We start from the raw sequence: 14,339 nt of genomic DNA, 5'->3' as shown, positions 1-14,339 counted from the left end.
TCCTCGACCACGGCCGGTGCGCCAGCGACGGCTGTCGCCGCTGAACGTCCGTTCGGCGCCGCCGTTCTTCCTCACCTCCCCCTCTCCTTCAGCCTCTCGGCGCTGCCGCACGCGTGCGCTGCCCGACGTCCCCGGAAGGCCATCGACGATGACTCGCAGAACCCGTTCCCTCCAGCTCGCCGCGGTCGCGGCCGGTACCGTCCTGCTCGCCACCGGCTGCAACGCCGCCGCGAAGGACAGCGCCGACGACGCCGGCACGAGCGGCGGGAAGTCCTTCACACTGGTCACCCCCGACCCGGTCGGGCAGAACGAGTTCCTCAAGCTCGCGGTCACCGGCCTGAAGTCCGCGGCGAAGGCGCACGACGGGTCGCAGAAGGTCTACCAGAGCTCGGACACCGCCTCGCAGCAGCAGAACGTGCAGGCCGCCGTCGACGCGAAGCCGGACGTCGTCGTCCTGGTCGGCTTCGAGTTCGCCGACATCGTCGCGCAGCAGGCCGAGAAGAACCCCAAGCAGCAGTTCCTGATGGTCGACGCGTGCACCACGAAGACGTACAAGAACGTCAGCTGCGCGGTGTTCCGTGAGCACGAGGGCGTCTATCTCGCGGGTGCCGAGGCCGGGCTGCTCAGCAAGAGCGGCAAGGTCGGCGCGGTCGACGTGCTCGACACGCCCCAGTTCCGGCGCTTCAGCGACCCGTTCGCGGCCGGTGCCAAGCACGTGGCCCCGAAGACGTCGACCTCGACGCGCTTCGTCGGCGGTCAGTCCCCGTTCGACGACTCTGCGCGCGCCAAGGAGCAGGCGAACTCCCTGCTCTCCAAGGGTTACGACCACCTCATGGCCGCGGCCGCGGCCGGCAACTACGGCGTCTTCGAGGCCGCGAAGGCCAAGGGCGCGTACGCGTACGGCGTCGACGTCAACCAGTGCCCATCGGCGCCCGGCACGGTCGTCGACAACGTCATCAAGCGGACCGACATCGCCGTGGAGAAGGGCATCGAGCAGGTCCTCGACGGCAAGACGGGCACGACCGTCTCGTACGGCCTGAAGGAGGGTGGCATCAGCCTCACCGGGCTCGAGAACGGCGTCGAGACCTCCCAGTGCGTCATCGCCGAGCACAAGGACGTGCTGAAGAAGGTCGAGAAGCTGCGCGACCAGATCGTGTCCGGAAAGCTGACGGTCGATGACCCGGCAGCCAGCTGACCGGTCGGCCGGGACCGGCGAGGTCCCGGGCGAAGGCCTCTCCACCGCCGAGGGCCCGTCGGCCGTCGAACCGGGGGACGCCCCCGCCCACGCCCCCGCGGCCGTCGAACTCCGCGGCATCACCAAGCGCTTCCCCGGGACCCTCGCCAACGACGCCGTCGACCTGACGGTCCGCCACGGTGAGATCCACGCCCTGATGGGCGAGAACGGCGCGGGCAAGTCCACGCTGATGTCCGTGCTGTACGGCATGGAGCGGCCCGACGCCGGTTCCCTACGCATCGACGGGCGCGAGGTGTCCTTCAGCGACCCGGGGGACGCGATGACCGCCGGGCTCGGCATGGTCCACCAGGGCTTCAAGCTGTTCGAGTCGCTGACCGTCGCCGAGAACGTCGTCTACGCGGCCGAGCCGCGCCGCTTCGGTCTTGTGGACCGGGCCGCCGCGCGCAGGCGCGTGCGCGAGCTCGCCGAGGAGCACGGCCTCATCGTCGACCCGGACGCGCGGGTCGGCGACCTGCCGGTCGGGCTCCGGCAGCGTGTGGAGATCCTCAAGCTGCTGCACCGCGGCGCCCGTACGCTCATCCTCGACGAACCGACCGCGGTGCTCACGCCCGCCGAGGCCGACGCCCTGTTCGCCGTGCTCAAGTCGCTTGCCGCACAGGGGCGCACGGTGATTCTCGTCACGCACAAGCTGCGCGAGGTGCTCGAGGTCAGCGACAACGTGACGGTGCTGCGCGACGGCCGGGTCGCCGCCCGCCTGCGGACCGCCGAGACCACCGCCGACGAGATCGCGGCCGCGATGACCGGCCGCTCCGTGGAACTGGACCGCGTGCACGCGCCCGGCACGCCCGGGGATGTCGTCCTCGATGTCTCCGGGCTCAGCGCGGGCGACGCCGTACGCGACGTCGACCTGACCGTCCGCGCCGGCGAGATCGTCGGCATCGCGGGCGTCGCGGGCAACGGCCAGAGCGAGCTGATCGAAGCACTGGCCGGGCTGCGGCCCGTCACCTCCGGCCGCGTCACCCTCTCCGGCCGGGACATCACGGACGCCTCGGCGGCCGACCGCCGCACCGCGGGCCTCTCGTACGTCCCCGAGGACCGGCACGCGGTGGGCACCGCGCCCGCGGCGTCCGTCGCGGACAACCTGGCCATGGGTCATCACCGTACGGCGCTGTCCTCGCGGCGCGGCCTGCTGCCGCCCACCGCCGCACGGGCCCATGCGCGGCGCCTCGTCGAACGCTTCGGCATCAAGGCGTCCACGCCCGAGGTGCCCGCATCGGCGCTGTCCGGCGGCAACCTGCAGAAGCTGCTGATCGGACGCGAACTCGCCCACGACGCCCCGCTGCTGCTGGTCGAGCAGCCCACCCGGGGCGTCGACATCGGCGCGATCCAGAACATCCACGACGAGCTCATCGCCTACCGCGACGCGGGCCACGCCGTCCTGCTGGTCTCGGCGGAGCTCAGCGAGATCCGCGGGCTCGCCGACCGGGTCCTGGTGATGTACGAGGGCCGGGTCGGCGTCACGTACGCGAAGGACGAGGCGGACGAACGCACCCTCGGCCTGGCGATGGCCGGTGGCACGGCGAAGCAGCCCCAAGCCGCCGCGCAGGACGGAGACGGAGACTGACATGGCCCGCATACCGGACCTGGCCGACATATTGAAGGCCCTCCGCTCCCCCGTCACCTTCTCCGTCCTCGCCGGAGTCGTCATCGGCGCGCTGTTCCTCATCGGCACGGGCGCCGATCCGCTCGCCGCGTACGGCGCCGTCATCACCGGATCCCTCGGGACCGAGGGGATCGGATCGACGCTGAGCACCGGCACCAGCGTGCTGGGCATGGCGCTCGCGCTGGCCGTACCCCTGCGCGCCGGGCTCATCAACCTCGGCGGAGACGGCCAGTTGGTGCTGGGCGGGATCGCCGCCGCCGTCACCGGGCTGTACTCGCCGCTGCCCGCGCCCCTCACCGTGGTACTCGCGCTGCTCGCCGGGATGGCTGCGGGCGCCGCGTACGCCGCACTCGCCGCACTGTGCGAGAACCACTTCGGGGTTCCGCTCCTGGTGAGCAGCCTGCTGCTCAGCTATCCGGCAGCCAGCCTCGCCTCCTACCTGGTCCGCTATCCGCTCAAGGAGCCGGGCTCCAGCCTCCCGCAGACGCGCCGGCTTCCCGAGGGCGTGGCGCTGCCCGCCTTCGGCTCGTCGACCGTGACAGTCGGGCTGCTCCTGGTAGTGCTCGCCGCGGCCGCGTACTGGTTCACCGACTCCCGTACGGCCATCGGCTACGAGATCCGCATGACGGGCCTCAACTCCCGTTTCACCGCCTACGCGGGCGTGGAGCGCAAGGGGCTGACGCTGCGCCTGATGGCGACATCCGGCGCGCTGGCCGGGCTCGTCGGCGCGATCGGCGTGCTGAGCTTCCCGTACCGGTTCCTCGACGGCGCGCTCACCGCACCCGGCTACACGTGGACGGGCCTGACCGCCGCGCTGCTCGCGGCCGCCGCCCCGCTGGGCACGGTCCTCGCGTCGTTCTTCTTCGCCGTGCTGCAGGTCGGCGGGCTGGCGATGGAGCGCACCACGGAGGTGCCGCGTGAGCTGACCCAGGTGCTGCAGGCCATTGTCATCGTGTTCCTGGCGGCCCGGCTGCGCTTCCCGCGCAGACGGAAGAGCGCCGACCGGGAGCCCGTCGCCCAGGGGGAGTTCGCCTGATGTTCCTCGACTCCGATCTCCTCATGTCGGCGCTGCGCGCGCTCACCCCGATCCTGCTGGCCGCGCTCGGCGGTGCGTTGTGCGAGCGCGCGGGCGTCTTCAACATCGGTCTAGAGGGCATGATGCTGGTGGGCTGCTTCACCGCCGTGTCCACCAGCTGGTTCACCGGCAGCCCGTGGCTCGGCGTGCTCGCGGCCGCGCTGGCCTCCGCCGCGTACTCGCTGATCCTCGCAGTGGGCGCGGTGACGCTGCGCGGTGACGCGGTGGTCCTGGGCGTGGCCGTGAACCTCCTCGCCGTGGGCCTGACCAGCTTCCTTCTCCGTACGGTCTTCGGGGTGCAGGGCACCTTCGACGACCCGGACCTCGCCGGACTCCCGCTCGTCGGAGGCTTCTCGCCGCTGACGTATCTCGCGTGGTCCGCCGTGGCGGTCGCCGCCGTGCTGCTCTCCCGGCACGTCTGGGGTCTGCGCCTGCGGGGTGTCGGCGAGGCCCCGGACGCCGCGGCGACGCTCGGCGTGAGCCCCGTCCGCTACAAGTACGCGGCGGTGCTCGTGTCCGGTGTCCTGTGCGGGCTCGCCGGGGCCCAGCTCGCCCTCGGCAACGTCACGTTGTTCTCCGAGAACATGACGGCGGGGCGCGGCTGGATCGCGGTCGTGGCCGTCATGCTCGGTCGCGCCCTGCCGCTCGGCGTGCTTCTCGCCGCGCTTCTGTTCGGCCTCGCGGAGGCCGCGGGCTTCCGCCTCCAGGGCCTCGGCCTGCCGCAGCAGGCGACCGACGCCGCGCCCTACGTCGTCACGCTCGCCGCCCTCTTCCTCACCACGGCCCGGCGCCGTGGCCGTACCGCCCGTACCACCCGTTCTTCCGGAGCCGCCTCATGACGCACGATCTGCTGCCCGTCACCCGCATACCCCGCACCGGCCTGCCCCCGCGCGCCCTGGTCGTCGGCGACCCGGCGCGTGCGGCGGCCGTCGCCGCGCTGCTCGACGGCGCCGAGGAGGTCTCGTACCACCGCGAATACCGGGTGTTCAGCGGCAGTTGGAAGGGCCTGCCGGTCACCGTCGCCTCGCACGGGGTGGGTGCGCCGGGCGCGATCCTGCTCTTCCAGGAGCTGGCCGACGCGGGGGTCCGCACGGTCCTGCGGTTCGGCACGGCGGGCGCGATGAAGCCCGGGATCGGTGAGGGTGACCTCGTGATCGCGGAGGCGGCCGTACGCGACGACGGGGTGACCCAGCAGCTGCTGCCGCCCGAGTACCCGGCCGTGGCCGCGCCCGAGGCGGTGTTCGCGCTCCAGCGCGCGGCGCGCGAGGCGGGTGCCCCGCGCCACCGGGGCATCGTGTGGACCCGGGCCGCCTTCCAGCCAGGTCTCCTCCCCCTCAACGCGTACGACAGGGCGGGGCTGGCCGCGATCGAGATGGAGCTGTCCGCGCTGCTCGTGACAGCCTCGCTGCGCGGGCTCGTCGCAGGCGGCGTGCTCGTCGTGGACGGCGCGAACGCGGACGAACTGGTCGACGAAGAAGCAACCGGCGGATACAACCCCCACCGCGAGGTCGTGGCGCGGGGCGTGGAGCGCGGCGCCGTCGTCTCGTTGGAGGCGCTGCGACTGCTGGCGGAGGAAGAGGACGCGGCATGACCGTCCCTGCCGACCTCCTGGTCCACGGCGGCGACATCCTCACGGTCGACGACGCCGGGACCCTGGTACGCGACGGGGCCGTCGCCGTCCGCGACGGCGAGATCCTGGCCGTCGGCCCCGCGGAGGTACTGCGCGCCCGGTACGCGGCCGCCGGCACCCTCGACGCGACCGGCTGCCTGGTGCTGCCCGGCCTGGTCAACACCCACACACACCTGGCGATGACGGTGCTGCGCGGCCGCGCCGACGACGTGACGCTGCAGGGCTTCCTCGAACGGGTGATCCACTGGGAGGCCGAACTGCTGTCGCCGGAGAACGTCGAAGCAGCCGTGCGCGTGGCCGTTGCCGAGAGCGTACGAGCGGGCGTGACCTCGGCGCTGGACATGTACTGGTATCACGAGGCGGCCGAGCGAGCCGCCCGGGAGTCGGGCTGGCGGCTGCACACCGGCCCCACCTTCATGGACGTACCGGACCCGGCCGACGGCATCGCGTACGACGACCGGCTCGAGTGGGCCCGCCGCGACCTGGCAGCACGCCCGGCACGGCCCGGCACCCGGCCCGTCCTTTTCGCGCACTCGACGTACACCCTCTCCCCCGACCAGCTCACGGACATCGCCGCGCTGGCCCGGGACTTCAGCGCGCTGCTGCACATCCACGCCGCGGAGAACGCCACCGAGGTCGCCACGGTCGAGGCCGCGCACGGCAAGCGGCCCGTGGAACTGCTGGACTCACTCGGCCTGCTCGGCCCCGACCTGCTGCTCGCCCACGCCGTGGACCTGACGGGACCCGAGATCGCCGCACTGGCCCGCACCGGCACGTCGGTCGCCCACTGCCCTGTGTCGAACCTCAAGCTCGGCTGCGGCATCGCCCCCGTGCCCCGGCTGCTCGGCGCGGGCGTGACCGTCGGACTCGGCACGGACGGCGCGGTCAGCTCCAACACCCTCGATCTGCTGGGCGCGGTGCGGCAGGCGGCACTCGTACACAAGGCGGGCGGCGATCCCACGGCGGTCGGCGCCGAGCAGGCCGTGCGCATGGCGACCATCGAGGGCGCCCGCGCGCTCGGCCTTGACGCGCATCTGGGCTCCCTGGAGCCGGGCAAGCGCGCCGACCTGATCGTGCTGGGCCTCGACCGGCCCCATCTCACGCCCCGCCACGACGCGTGGTCGATGCTCGCCTACGCCGCGCAGTCCTCCGACGTACGCGACACGGTCGTCGACGGACAGGTACTGATGCGCGACCGCGCGCTCACCACCCTCGACGAGACCGCCGCCCTGGCCGACCTCGAGGCCCTGTCGAATCTGGAGGGGTTGTCGAATCTGGAGGGGTTGTCAGACGTGGAGGCCCTGTCATGACCGTCACCCGAGGCTTCACCGGACGCTCCCGCGCGGAGGACCGCGATCCGCGGCTGCCACCCGGCCAGTACGACGCCGGGGACTCCTGGCCCGTACTGTCCGCCGAAGTCACCCCCCACCTCACGCCCGCCGACTGGACATTCCGCATCGACGGCCTGGTGGCCGAGGAGCGCACCTGGTCCTGGAACGAGGCGCACCAGCTTCCGCAGTCCGTGTACGAAGGCGACATCCACTGCGTCACCAGCTGGTCGAAGTTCGGGGTGCGGTTCGGCGGGGTGTCCCTGGACACGTTCCTGGACCTTGTCCGCCCCCACCCCACCGCCACGCACGCCGTCGCGTACGCACACACCGGGTACACGACGAACCTTCCGCTGTCCGACCTGACGGGCGACCGCGCCTGGATCGCCTGGGAGTTCGACGGGGAGCCGCTGGCCCCCGAACACGGCGGTCCGGCACGGCTCCTCGTACCGCACCTGTACTTCTGGAAGAGCGCCAAGTGGATCGCGGGCCTGCGCATCCTCGACCACGACGAGCCGGGCTTCTGGGAGCAGAACGGCTACCACGCACGCGGAAACCCCTGGAACGAGGAGCGGTACGCCGGTGACTGAGACCTTCACGCCCCCGACCCGGTTCGCCGTGCCGGGACGGATCGCCGTGAGCAACCGCGCTGCGGCGACCTGGCAGCCGGGCCGCCTCGTAGAGATCCGCCGCGAGACGCCGCGCGCCTCGACGTTCCGGTTCGCCGTGCCCGGCTGGGCGGGTCATCTGCCCGGCCAGCACCTGATGCTGCGCCTGACGGCCGCCGACGGCTACGTCGCCCAGCGCCACTACTCCATCGCCTCACCGCCCGAAGACACCGGCCATATCGAGCTCACCCTCGACCATGTCGAGGGTGGCGAGGTGTCCGGATGGTTCCACCGAGTCGCCCGGCCCGGCGACACCGTCGAGGTGCGCGGCCCGCTCAGCGGGTTCTTCGCCTGGCCCGGCGACCGGCCCGCGCTGCTGCTCGGCGCCGGCTCCGGCGTCGTACCGCTGATGTCGATGGTCCGCCACCACCGCCTGCGCCGGCTGACCGTCCCGATACACCTGCTGGTCTCGGCGCGCACCCCCGAGGACCTGATCTACGCGGACGAGTACGGGGACGAGACCACCCCCGTCTTCACGGGTACCGCTCCACCCGGAGTGCGCCCCGGCCGCCTCTCGGCCGCCCACCTCGAGCCGTACCTCGCGCAGCCGCCGGCTGCGGGCTGGGAGGCGTACGTCTGCGGCTCCAACGGTTTCGCGGAGCACGCCTCCCGGCTGCTCTCCGAGCTGGGCCAGCCCGTGGAGCGGATCCGCATCGAGCGCTTCGGCTGACCCCAGGGGCCGGACCGCATGGCGGACAGCCAACCGGCGTTCCCGTCCGGGCTCCCTCGCGTGGAAGTACGGTGCGTGTCACGATATCGTGCCCGGCGGCCTGGGCTGTGACGGGCGGGGTCGATCCGGTGCCGCCGAAGTCGATTACTCCCTTGGTGAGGAGCTCTCCGGTGCGCACGCCGTTCGTGTACGTGTGGAAGTCGGCCGTCTCCCCGACGGCGGCGAGTTCTTCGGCCGCGTAGTCGAGGCGCGAGAGGTAGTAAAGGGACGGGTTGCTGTGGTGCACGCCAATCGTGATGGTCCTGATGGTCACTCAGATCACTCCGGTTTCAGCGGGGTTGGCAGTCTCGGCGAGCTGCACGCCGAGGTCGTTCAGGAGCCGACGCCGCAGCGCGGCGAAAGCGGGGTCGCCCGGGTCGCGCGGCCGGTCCACAGTGACGGGTTCGTCGGTGACGAGCCGGCCGTCGCGCAGGACGCAGACGCGGTCCGCGAGGCGTACGGCCTCCTCGACATCGTGCGTGACGAGGAGCACGGCCGGGCGGTGCACCCGGCACAGCTCGCCCACCAGGTCCTGCATCTTCAGCCGAGTGAGGGCGTCGAGCGCGGCGAACGGCTCGTCGAGCAGGAGGAGTTGGGGCTCCCGGACGAGGGCGCGGGCGAGTGCGACACGCTGGGCCTCGCCGCCCGACAGGGTGGCGGGCCAGGCCCGGGCGTGCCGTTCCAGGCCGACCTCGGCGAGCGCACGCCGGCCGCGCTCCGCCTCGCCGCTCGGCAGCGCGACGGTCACATTGGCCAGTACCCGCTTCGATGGCACGAGCCGGGGCTCCTGGAAGACGATGGTTCGCGCCTGAGGGACGAGGACCTCTCCCCCGTCGGAGCCGTCCAGGGCGCCGAGGATCCGCAGCAGTGTGGTCTTGCCGCTGCCGCTCGCGCCGAGCAGCGCCACGAACTCGCCTCTGCCGATGGTGAGGTCGAGCCCGTCAAGTACCGCTCGCTCCCCGAAGACCCGTCGCAGGCCGCGGACTTGTACGGCGGTGCTCATCGGCCCGCCCCCTGTCCCGCCGTACGCCAGGGCATCAGCACCCGTTCCAGAAGCCGCACGATCCCGTCGGCGATGAGGCCGAACAGCCCGTAGACGAGGATGCAGACCGCGAGGATGTCGGTGCGGGCGTAGCTCTGCGCCTGGGCCATCAAGTAGCCGATTCCGGCGGTCGCGTTGATCTCCTCGGCGGCGATCAGAGCGATCACGCTGAGGGTCATGGAGAGCCGGAGGCCTGCGAGCAGCGACGGCAGGGCGCCGGGCAGGACGACCTCGCGCACGATGCCGAGCCGGCCCATCCCGAAGCTGCGCATCGCCTCAACGAGCTTGCGGTCGGTGTTGCGCACCCCGCTGGAGGCCGAGACGTACATCGGGACGGTGGTGGCGACGGCGATGAGCAGGATCTTGGCGATCTCGTTGATCCCGAACCACACCATGAACAGCGGGACCAACGACAGGAACGGGATGGTGCGCAGGGTCTGCAGCGACGAGTCGAGGAGTTCGTCGCCCAGGGCGCGTACCGTCAGCGAGTACGTCCGGGAGCGGGGCCGGCGAACGGGCGCGCGCGGAACGACCAGTCCCTCGTGGGCCGCCTCGTTTTGGGGCGGCCCGTCGTGGGCCGGCCCTTCATGGATCACCTCCTCGTGGGTCGCCGTCACGACAGCTTCCCGACGTCGATGAGGTGGGCGGCGATGTCGACCTCGGTGCGGGTCACCTTCTGCTCGGCGTAGAAGCGTGCGACGTCCTTGAAGCGCTTGATGTCGGCGTCGCTGATGGGGTCGACAGTGCCGCCCTTGCCGGTGAACTCGATCTGGATGCGCTTGGCCTCGCCGTTGAGCGCCTGGGGTCCGGCGTCCGTGTTGACGTTCAGGTACGCGGCCGGGTCCTTCTTCTCCTTCACGCTGCCGTCGTGCAGATACTGGTAGAGCGCCTTGACGACCTCGGGATGCTCGTCCGCGAAGCCGGTGCGGACCGCAGTGAGGCTGTAGTTGTCGGAGCCTATGGCCTGTCCGTCGGCGATGAAGTGCGCCTTGCCGGTGCCGAGTTCGGCCACGGAGTACGTCGCCCAGACGGCCCAGGCATCGACCTTGCCCGCGTTGAAGACGGCGGCGGTCTGGTCGGGGCGCAGGTAGACCCGCTCCACCTTGCTCGCCGGGATCCCTTCCTTGGCGAGGGCCTTGAGCAGCAGGTACTCGCCGGTGCCGCCCTGGTTGACAGCGACCTTCCTGCCGACCAGGTCCTTCACCGAGGCGATGCCGGAGCCGTCCTTGGCGAGGATGCCCTCGCCCACGGGGTCCGGCGCGGTGGCGCTGAAGAACTTGAATCCGGGGGTCTGCGTGAGGGACGTGATGCCGGAGGTGATGGAGGCGGTGGCGATGTCCAGCTGGTCCGCTTTCAGGGCCTGGGCCGCGGGCGCGAAGGGACCGGCGCTGCCGGTCCAGGCGACCTTGGCGTGCACCTTCGACAGGGCCTTGGCCAGGGAGCCGTCCTTCTTGCCGAGGGCGAGCACTCCGGCGTTGCCGGGGTCCGGGATGCGGACGGTGACCTCGGCCTTCTTGGCTCCGGTGTCGGCCTCCGAGGTACCGCAGCCGGTGAGCGCGGCGAGCGCGGCAACGGAGGCAAGCAGGGCCGGGGTAATGCGGGGGATGCGCATGGCAGTCCTTACGTGTCCGTTCTGGACGGGGCGGCGGAGGGGTGGAGACGGGCACGGCGCAGCGGCTCGGGGTCGGCCCAGGCGCGTACGTCGACGGGTTCGGGAAGGACGCCGTGCGCGCGCAGGGCGGACTCCTGCTGGGCGAGCAGGGTGAGGCGTTCCTCCGACAGATCGGGGTGGAGGGTGCGGTGCGTGCAGGAGGAGCCGCGCATGACCCAGGCCCCGCCGTCAGGCGCGCAGGCGGTACGGCGCGCCCTCGACGTCCTGCACTGTTTCCACGACAACGCCCCGGACCTCAGCGCCTCGGAGCTCGCGCGCCGTCTCGAGCTCTCCACGTCGACCGCGCACCGGCTGGCCCGCACCCTGCTCGGCGCCGGGTTCCTGGAGCAGGACGCGCGAACCGCCCGCTACCGGCTGGGACCCGCCGTCACCGAACTGGGCCGCCTCTCCTACCACCAGCGCGGACTCCACCTCGTCGCGCCCGAACTGGCAGATCTGGCCCAACGCACCGGCGCAACAGTCGACTTGGCTCTGCGCAGCGGTCCACACGCGGTGATCGTGGCCGGCGGGTCCGTCACGCCGAAGGTGGGCCTGCGCAGGCCGCTGCACTCCACGGCGCTCGGCAAGGTGCTGCTCGCCTGGCCCCGCCCCGGGGAGGGCGGTGCGGAGTCGCTGCCGCCGCTGCGCGCCTTCACGGTCCGCACCATCGTCGACCCCTCGCACCTTGCCGAGGAGTTGGAACGGGTGCGCGCCGACGGGCACGCCCTCAACGACGGCGAGTCGGCGTACGGAATCCGCACCCTGGCCGTGCCCGTGCTCGATCACGCGGACTCCGCGCGCTTCGCACTGGCCGTCCGCGCCACACCGGACGTCATCACGGCGGACCGCAGGGACTGGTTCCTCACCCAGGCCCGCACCTGCGCCCGCGCCCTGGAGATCCTCCTGCTTCCTCCGTCCGAGCGCAGATCCGCGGTCATGCCATGAGGGCACCGAACCGTTCCGGATCCGACGGGGACTCCGGAGTGCCCCGGCGCTTCCGGTTCGCCTGCATCCCAGAGCCGGCCGAGACTCCGTCGGTGGCTGTGGTCGTAGACGTCATGCGGGCCTTCACCGTGGCGGCCTGGGCGTTCGCGCGGGGAGCCGAGAAGATCGTCCTGGGACTCCCTCACCTCATGCGCGTAGCCGATCCTTCCGCGCCGAGGTGTTCGGCGAGCTTGAACGACGTGTATGAGGCAACGGCGCTGCAAGGGCGAGGACCGCGAAGGCGAGGACCGCGGCCATCGTCCGGACAGCGTGGGCGATCTGCCAGCGGTCCCGTACGTTGGTCCAGTTGGTGGGCGGGGCCTGGGCGTTCCAGTGGAGCTGGTCGGAGTTGATGGGCAGGTTGACGATGAGCGTGAGGCCGAAAATGAAGACCAGGAGGGCGAGTGCGGCCACGGTCAACCATCGGGTGTTTGTTCGGTAGGTCTGGTAAACCAGTACCGCTGTGGCGATCAGCGCCGGTAGGAGTGTGGCGACGGCGAGTTTGTCGAGGGAGTCGAGTTCGACCAGCCGGACCTGGGTGTAGACGGTGCTGTCGAAGCTGCGCAGCGAGAGTTCCAGGACGAGGACTGAAGTGAGGTATCCGGCGAACAGCCCCGCGAATACGAGGCTGGCGAAACGGGCGTACTTCGTCATGATCACGTTCTTTCGTGATGGGTGACCCGGGCGGCGAAGGGGCGGGCGGGACGGCAGACGCATCTTCTTGACCTTGTTGGTGACCGTCGCGGGTTGTCGCCCGCTTTCTTACCCGCAGCCCGGATCATGTGCATGGCTGGTATTCGTCAGTTCGCGATTCCGACGACCTGCTCGATGGTGTCCGGCTGGTTCACCATGGCGAGCATGTGGTGGGCGACGTCGGCGCGTGGCACGGAGAATCCGCCCCGGATGTTGCGGTTCCACGCGGTCCGGTACATGCCGGTCAGGGGCTTGTCGGTGAGTTTGGGCGGGCGCGACACCGTCCATTGCAGTCCGCTGTCGCGCAGAGTCTGCTCGGTGACGGCGAGGTCGGCGTAGTGCCGGCCGAACATTGCCCGGGTCAACGGGACTCCCAGGTAGCGCATGAAGAAGCCGTCGCCGGGATCGTGCCTGGGTGGCGTCGGCCGGCCCGGCAGCGGCACCGGTCCGACGGGTGCGGCGCTGACGATGATGATCCGCCGGACGTGCTCGGCCTGCATCGCCGCAACGATCGCGCGGGTGCCACGCGAGGTGATGCCCGCGTCCGCGCGCGGGTTTCGCGGGCCGAGCGCGGACAGTACGGCGTCGGCGCCGCGTACCGCCGCGGCGAGCGTCCGCATGTCGGGTCGGGTGAGGTCGACGGCGACCGCCCGGACGCCGCCCGGCAGCTCACGTGGGCGGCGGGCCACGGCGGTGACGTCATGCCCGCCGGCTACCGCCTGCTCGACCAGGTGCCGTCCGATACCGCCGGTGGCGGCCACGATCGTGAGTTTCATCGGGGTCCTCCTGCGGTGAAGGCGGCACGGTGGTCTTGCGCCCAGGTGGCGTACGTGCGTGCCGGGCGGCCCAGCAGCCGCCGCACGGTGTCGGTGGTGGGCCCGGCTTCGCGGGCGTAGTCGGCCAGCGAGCCGAGCAGCCGGTCGGGTACCTCGTCGGGCAGGCCGGCGGCGAGCATGCCGCGGCGGATCTCGTCCGGTGCGGCCTCGACGAACGACAGTGTCCGGTCGAGCGCCGCGCCGAGCGCGGCGACCTTCTCCGGCTGGCTCAGCGACTGCTCTCCGGTGAGCAGGTACGTCTGACCGCTGTGCTGCGGGTGGGTCAGGGCGAGGGCGGCCACCGCAGCGATGTCACGCTCGTCGACGGTCGAGGTCCTCGCGTGGGGGTATGCCCCCCGCACGGTCCCGGTCGCCTGGATCTGCCCGGCCCAAGCCAGGGTGTTGGCGGCGAAGTCGGCGCAGCGCAGGATCGTCCAGTCCAGGCCGCCCCCCTTGGCGATGTCCTCAACCGTGTGGAACTGCTGCCGGAAGCGTGCGTGCCCAGCGGGGTACTGCACGGTCACGGCGGACAGCACGACCACCCTTGCCGCGCCCGTCTCGCGGGCGCGGGCCAACAGGTCGACAGCGGCGGATCCGACGGCTCGCGGGCTGAGCAGGATGGCCTCCACGCCGTCGAGGGTGGGAACCTTCGCGGGGTCGACGAGCTGTGTACCCGCAGGGAATTCGGCGTGCGGGTCGCGGGTGACAGCGGCGACTTTCGCTCCCCCCTCAACCAGGAGGCGGACGGTTTCCCGGCCGACGACGCCGGTGGCCCCGGTGATCAGGATCATGACTGAACCTCTCGTGGGTGTGTCGATAATCGATCTTGCGCGGTGGGTGATCGCGGTTCGTAGCGCGGTTCAAATCGCGGGAGAACGGACGAGCC

At 71.5% G+C, this 14,339-nt stretch carries 15 protein-coding genes and 3 pseudogenes; 10 read left to right on the top strand and 8 right to left on the bottom strand.

Going from position 1 to position 14,339, the window contains the following annotated elements; genetic code table 11:
- Positions 1–148: 148 nt before the first annotated feature.
- Genes ACSMXV_RS36690 through ACSMXV_RS36655 form a run of 8 tightly spaced genes read left to right on the top strand, consistent with a single transcriptional unit; the run spans position 149 to position 8,229 of the window.
- Entirely contained in the window at positions 149–1,195 is a 1,047-nt protein-coding gene (locus ACSMXV_RS36690; RefSeq protein ID WP_473175395.1) for a BMP family ABC transporter substrate-binding protein, read from the top strand.
- Positions 1,176–2,819, top strand: coding sequence for an ABC transporter ATP-binding protein (locus tag ACSMXV_RS36685; protein WP_473175394.1), 1,644 nt, complete (start codon positions 1,176–1,178; stop codon positions 2,817–2,819). The genes ACSMXV_RS36690 and ACSMXV_RS36685 overlap by 20 nt, the downstream gene beginning before the upstream one ends.
- 1 nt (position 2,820) lies before the next feature.
- Positions 2,821–3,894 (top strand): ABC transporter permease, encoded by a 1,074-nt coding sequence (locus ACSMXV_RS36680; protein ID WP_473175393.1) that lies wholly within the window; start codon positions 2,821–2,823, stop codon positions 3,892–3,894.
- Positions 3,894–4,772, top strand: coding sequence for an ABC transporter permease (locus ACSMXV_RS36675; RefSeq protein WP_473175392.1), 879 nt, complete (start codon positions 3,894–3,896; stop codon positions 4,770–4,772). Before ACSMXV_RS36680 ends, ACSMXV_RS36675 begins: the two co-directional genes overlap by 1 nt.
- Positions 4,769–5,524 (top strand): nucleoside phosphorylase, encoded by a 756-nt coding sequence (locus ACSMXV_RS36670; RefSeq protein WP_473175391.1) that lies wholly within the window; start codon positions 4,769–4,771, stop codon positions 5,522–5,524. Before ACSMXV_RS36675 ends, ACSMXV_RS36670 begins: the two co-directional genes overlap by 4 nt.
- Positions 5,521–6,873: an amidohydrolase gene (locus ACSMXV_RS36665; protein ID WP_473175390.1), complete on the top strand. Its 1,353-nt coding sequence runs from the start codon at positions 5,521–5,523 to the stop codon at positions 6,871–6,873. Before ACSMXV_RS36670 ends, ACSMXV_RS36665 begins: the two co-directional genes overlap by 4 nt.
- Positions 6,870–7,481: a sulfite oxidase-like oxidoreductase gene (locus ACSMXV_RS36660; RefSeq protein WP_473175389.1), complete on the top strand. Its 612-nt coding sequence runs from the start codon at positions 6,870–6,872 to the stop codon at positions 7,479–7,481. Before ACSMXV_RS36665 ends, ACSMXV_RS36660 begins: the two co-directional genes overlap by 4 nt.
- Positions 7,474–8,229 carry a ferredoxin reductase gene (locus tag ACSMXV_RS36655; RefSeq protein ID WP_473175388.1) on the top strand — a complete coding sequence of 252 codons (756 nt, stop codon included), beginning with the start codon at positions 7,474–7,476 and terminating at the stop codon, positions 8,227–8,229. The genes ACSMXV_RS36660 and ACSMXV_RS36655 overlap by 8 nt, the downstream gene beginning before the upstream one ends.
- Before the next feature lie 49 nt (positions 8,230–8,278).
- Here ACSMXV_RS36655 and ACSMXV_RS36650 read toward each other — a convergent pair.
- The 5 genes and pseudogenes from ACSMXV_RS36650 to ACSMXV_RS36630 form a co-directional block, all read right to left on the bottom strand.
- Positions 8,279–8,536 (bottom strand): annotated as a pseudogene (locus ACSMXV_RS36650) (ABC transporter substrate-binding protein); the annotation flags it as partial.
- 6 nt (positions 8,537–8,542) lie between these two features.
- On the bottom strand, positions 8,543–9,271 hold the full coding sequence (locus tag ACSMXV_RS36645; RefSeq protein ID WP_473175387.1) for an ABC transporter ATP-binding protein: 729 nt from the start codon (positions 9,269–9,271) through the stop codon (positions 8,543–8,545).
- Positions 9,268–9,780 (bottom strand): annotated as a pseudogene (locus ACSMXV_RS36640) (ABC transporter permease); the annotation flags it as partial. The gene ACSMXV_RS36645 and the pseudogene ACSMXV_RS36640, both read right to left, overlap by 4 nt.
- 143 nt (positions 9,781–9,923) lie before the next feature.
- Positions 9,924–10,922: an NrtA/SsuA/CpmA family ABC transporter substrate-binding protein gene (locus ACSMXV_RS36635; protein WP_473175386.1), complete on the bottom strand. Its 999-nt coding sequence runs from the start codon at positions 10,920–10,922 to the stop codon at positions 9,924–9,926.
- Positions 10,923–10,930: 8 nt separating this feature from the next.
- On the bottom strand, positions 10,931–11,134 hold the full coding sequence (locus ACSMXV_RS36630) for a hypothetical protein (RefSeq protein WP_473175385.1): 204 nt from the start codon (positions 11,132–11,134) through the stop codon (positions 10,931–10,933).
- Between ACSMXV_RS36630 and ACSMXV_RS36625 the strand changes: the two genes are divergently transcribed.
- Positions 11,133–11,906, top strand: a complete 774-nt coding sequence (locus ACSMXV_RS36625) for an IclR family transcriptional regulator (protein WP_473175384.1) — start codon at positions 11,133–11,135, stop codon at positions 11,904–11,906. The genes ACSMXV_RS36630 and ACSMXV_RS36625 overlap by 2 nt on opposite strands.
- Positions 11,903–12,079 (top strand): annotated as a pseudogene (locus tag ACSMXV_RS36620) (2-phosphosulfolactate phosphatase); the annotation flags it as partial. The gene ACSMXV_RS36625 and the pseudogene ACSMXV_RS36620, both read left to right, overlap by 4 nt.
- A gap of 13 nt (positions 12,080–12,092) precedes the next feature.
- Here ACSMXV_RS36620 and ACSMXV_RS36615 read toward each other — a convergent pair.
- The 3 genes from ACSMXV_RS36615 to ACSMXV_RS36605 all read right to left on the bottom strand — a co-directional run bounded on the left by ACSMXV_RS36615 (position 12,093) and on the right by ACSMXV_RS36605 (position 14,244).
- On the bottom strand, positions 12,093–12,599 hold the full coding sequence (locus tag ACSMXV_RS36615) for an anthrone oxygenase family protein (RefSeq protein ID WP_473175383.1): 507 nt from the start codon (positions 12,597–12,599) through the stop codon (positions 12,093–12,095).
- A gap of 146 nt (positions 12,600–12,745) precedes the next feature.
- Positions 12,746–13,414 (bottom strand): NAD(P)-dependent oxidoreductase, encoded by a 669-nt coding sequence (locus tag ACSMXV_RS36610; RefSeq protein ID WP_473175382.1) that lies wholly within the window; start codon positions 13,412–13,414, stop codon positions 12,746–12,748.
- On the bottom strand, positions 13,411–14,244 hold the full coding sequence (locus ACSMXV_RS36605; RefSeq protein ID WP_473175381.1) for an NAD(P)H-binding protein: 834 nt from the start codon (positions 14,242–14,244) through the stop codon (positions 13,411–13,413). Before ACSMXV_RS36605 ends, ACSMXV_RS36610 begins: the two co-directional genes overlap by 4 nt.
- Positions 14,245–14,339: the final 95 nt, after the last annotated feature.

The sequence above is a fragment of the Streptomyces sp. DSM 42067 genome, from assembly GCF_055792885.1.
The sequence above is the reverse complement of the archived record's forward strand: the minus strand, read 5'-3'. Positions and strand labels throughout refer to the sequence as shown.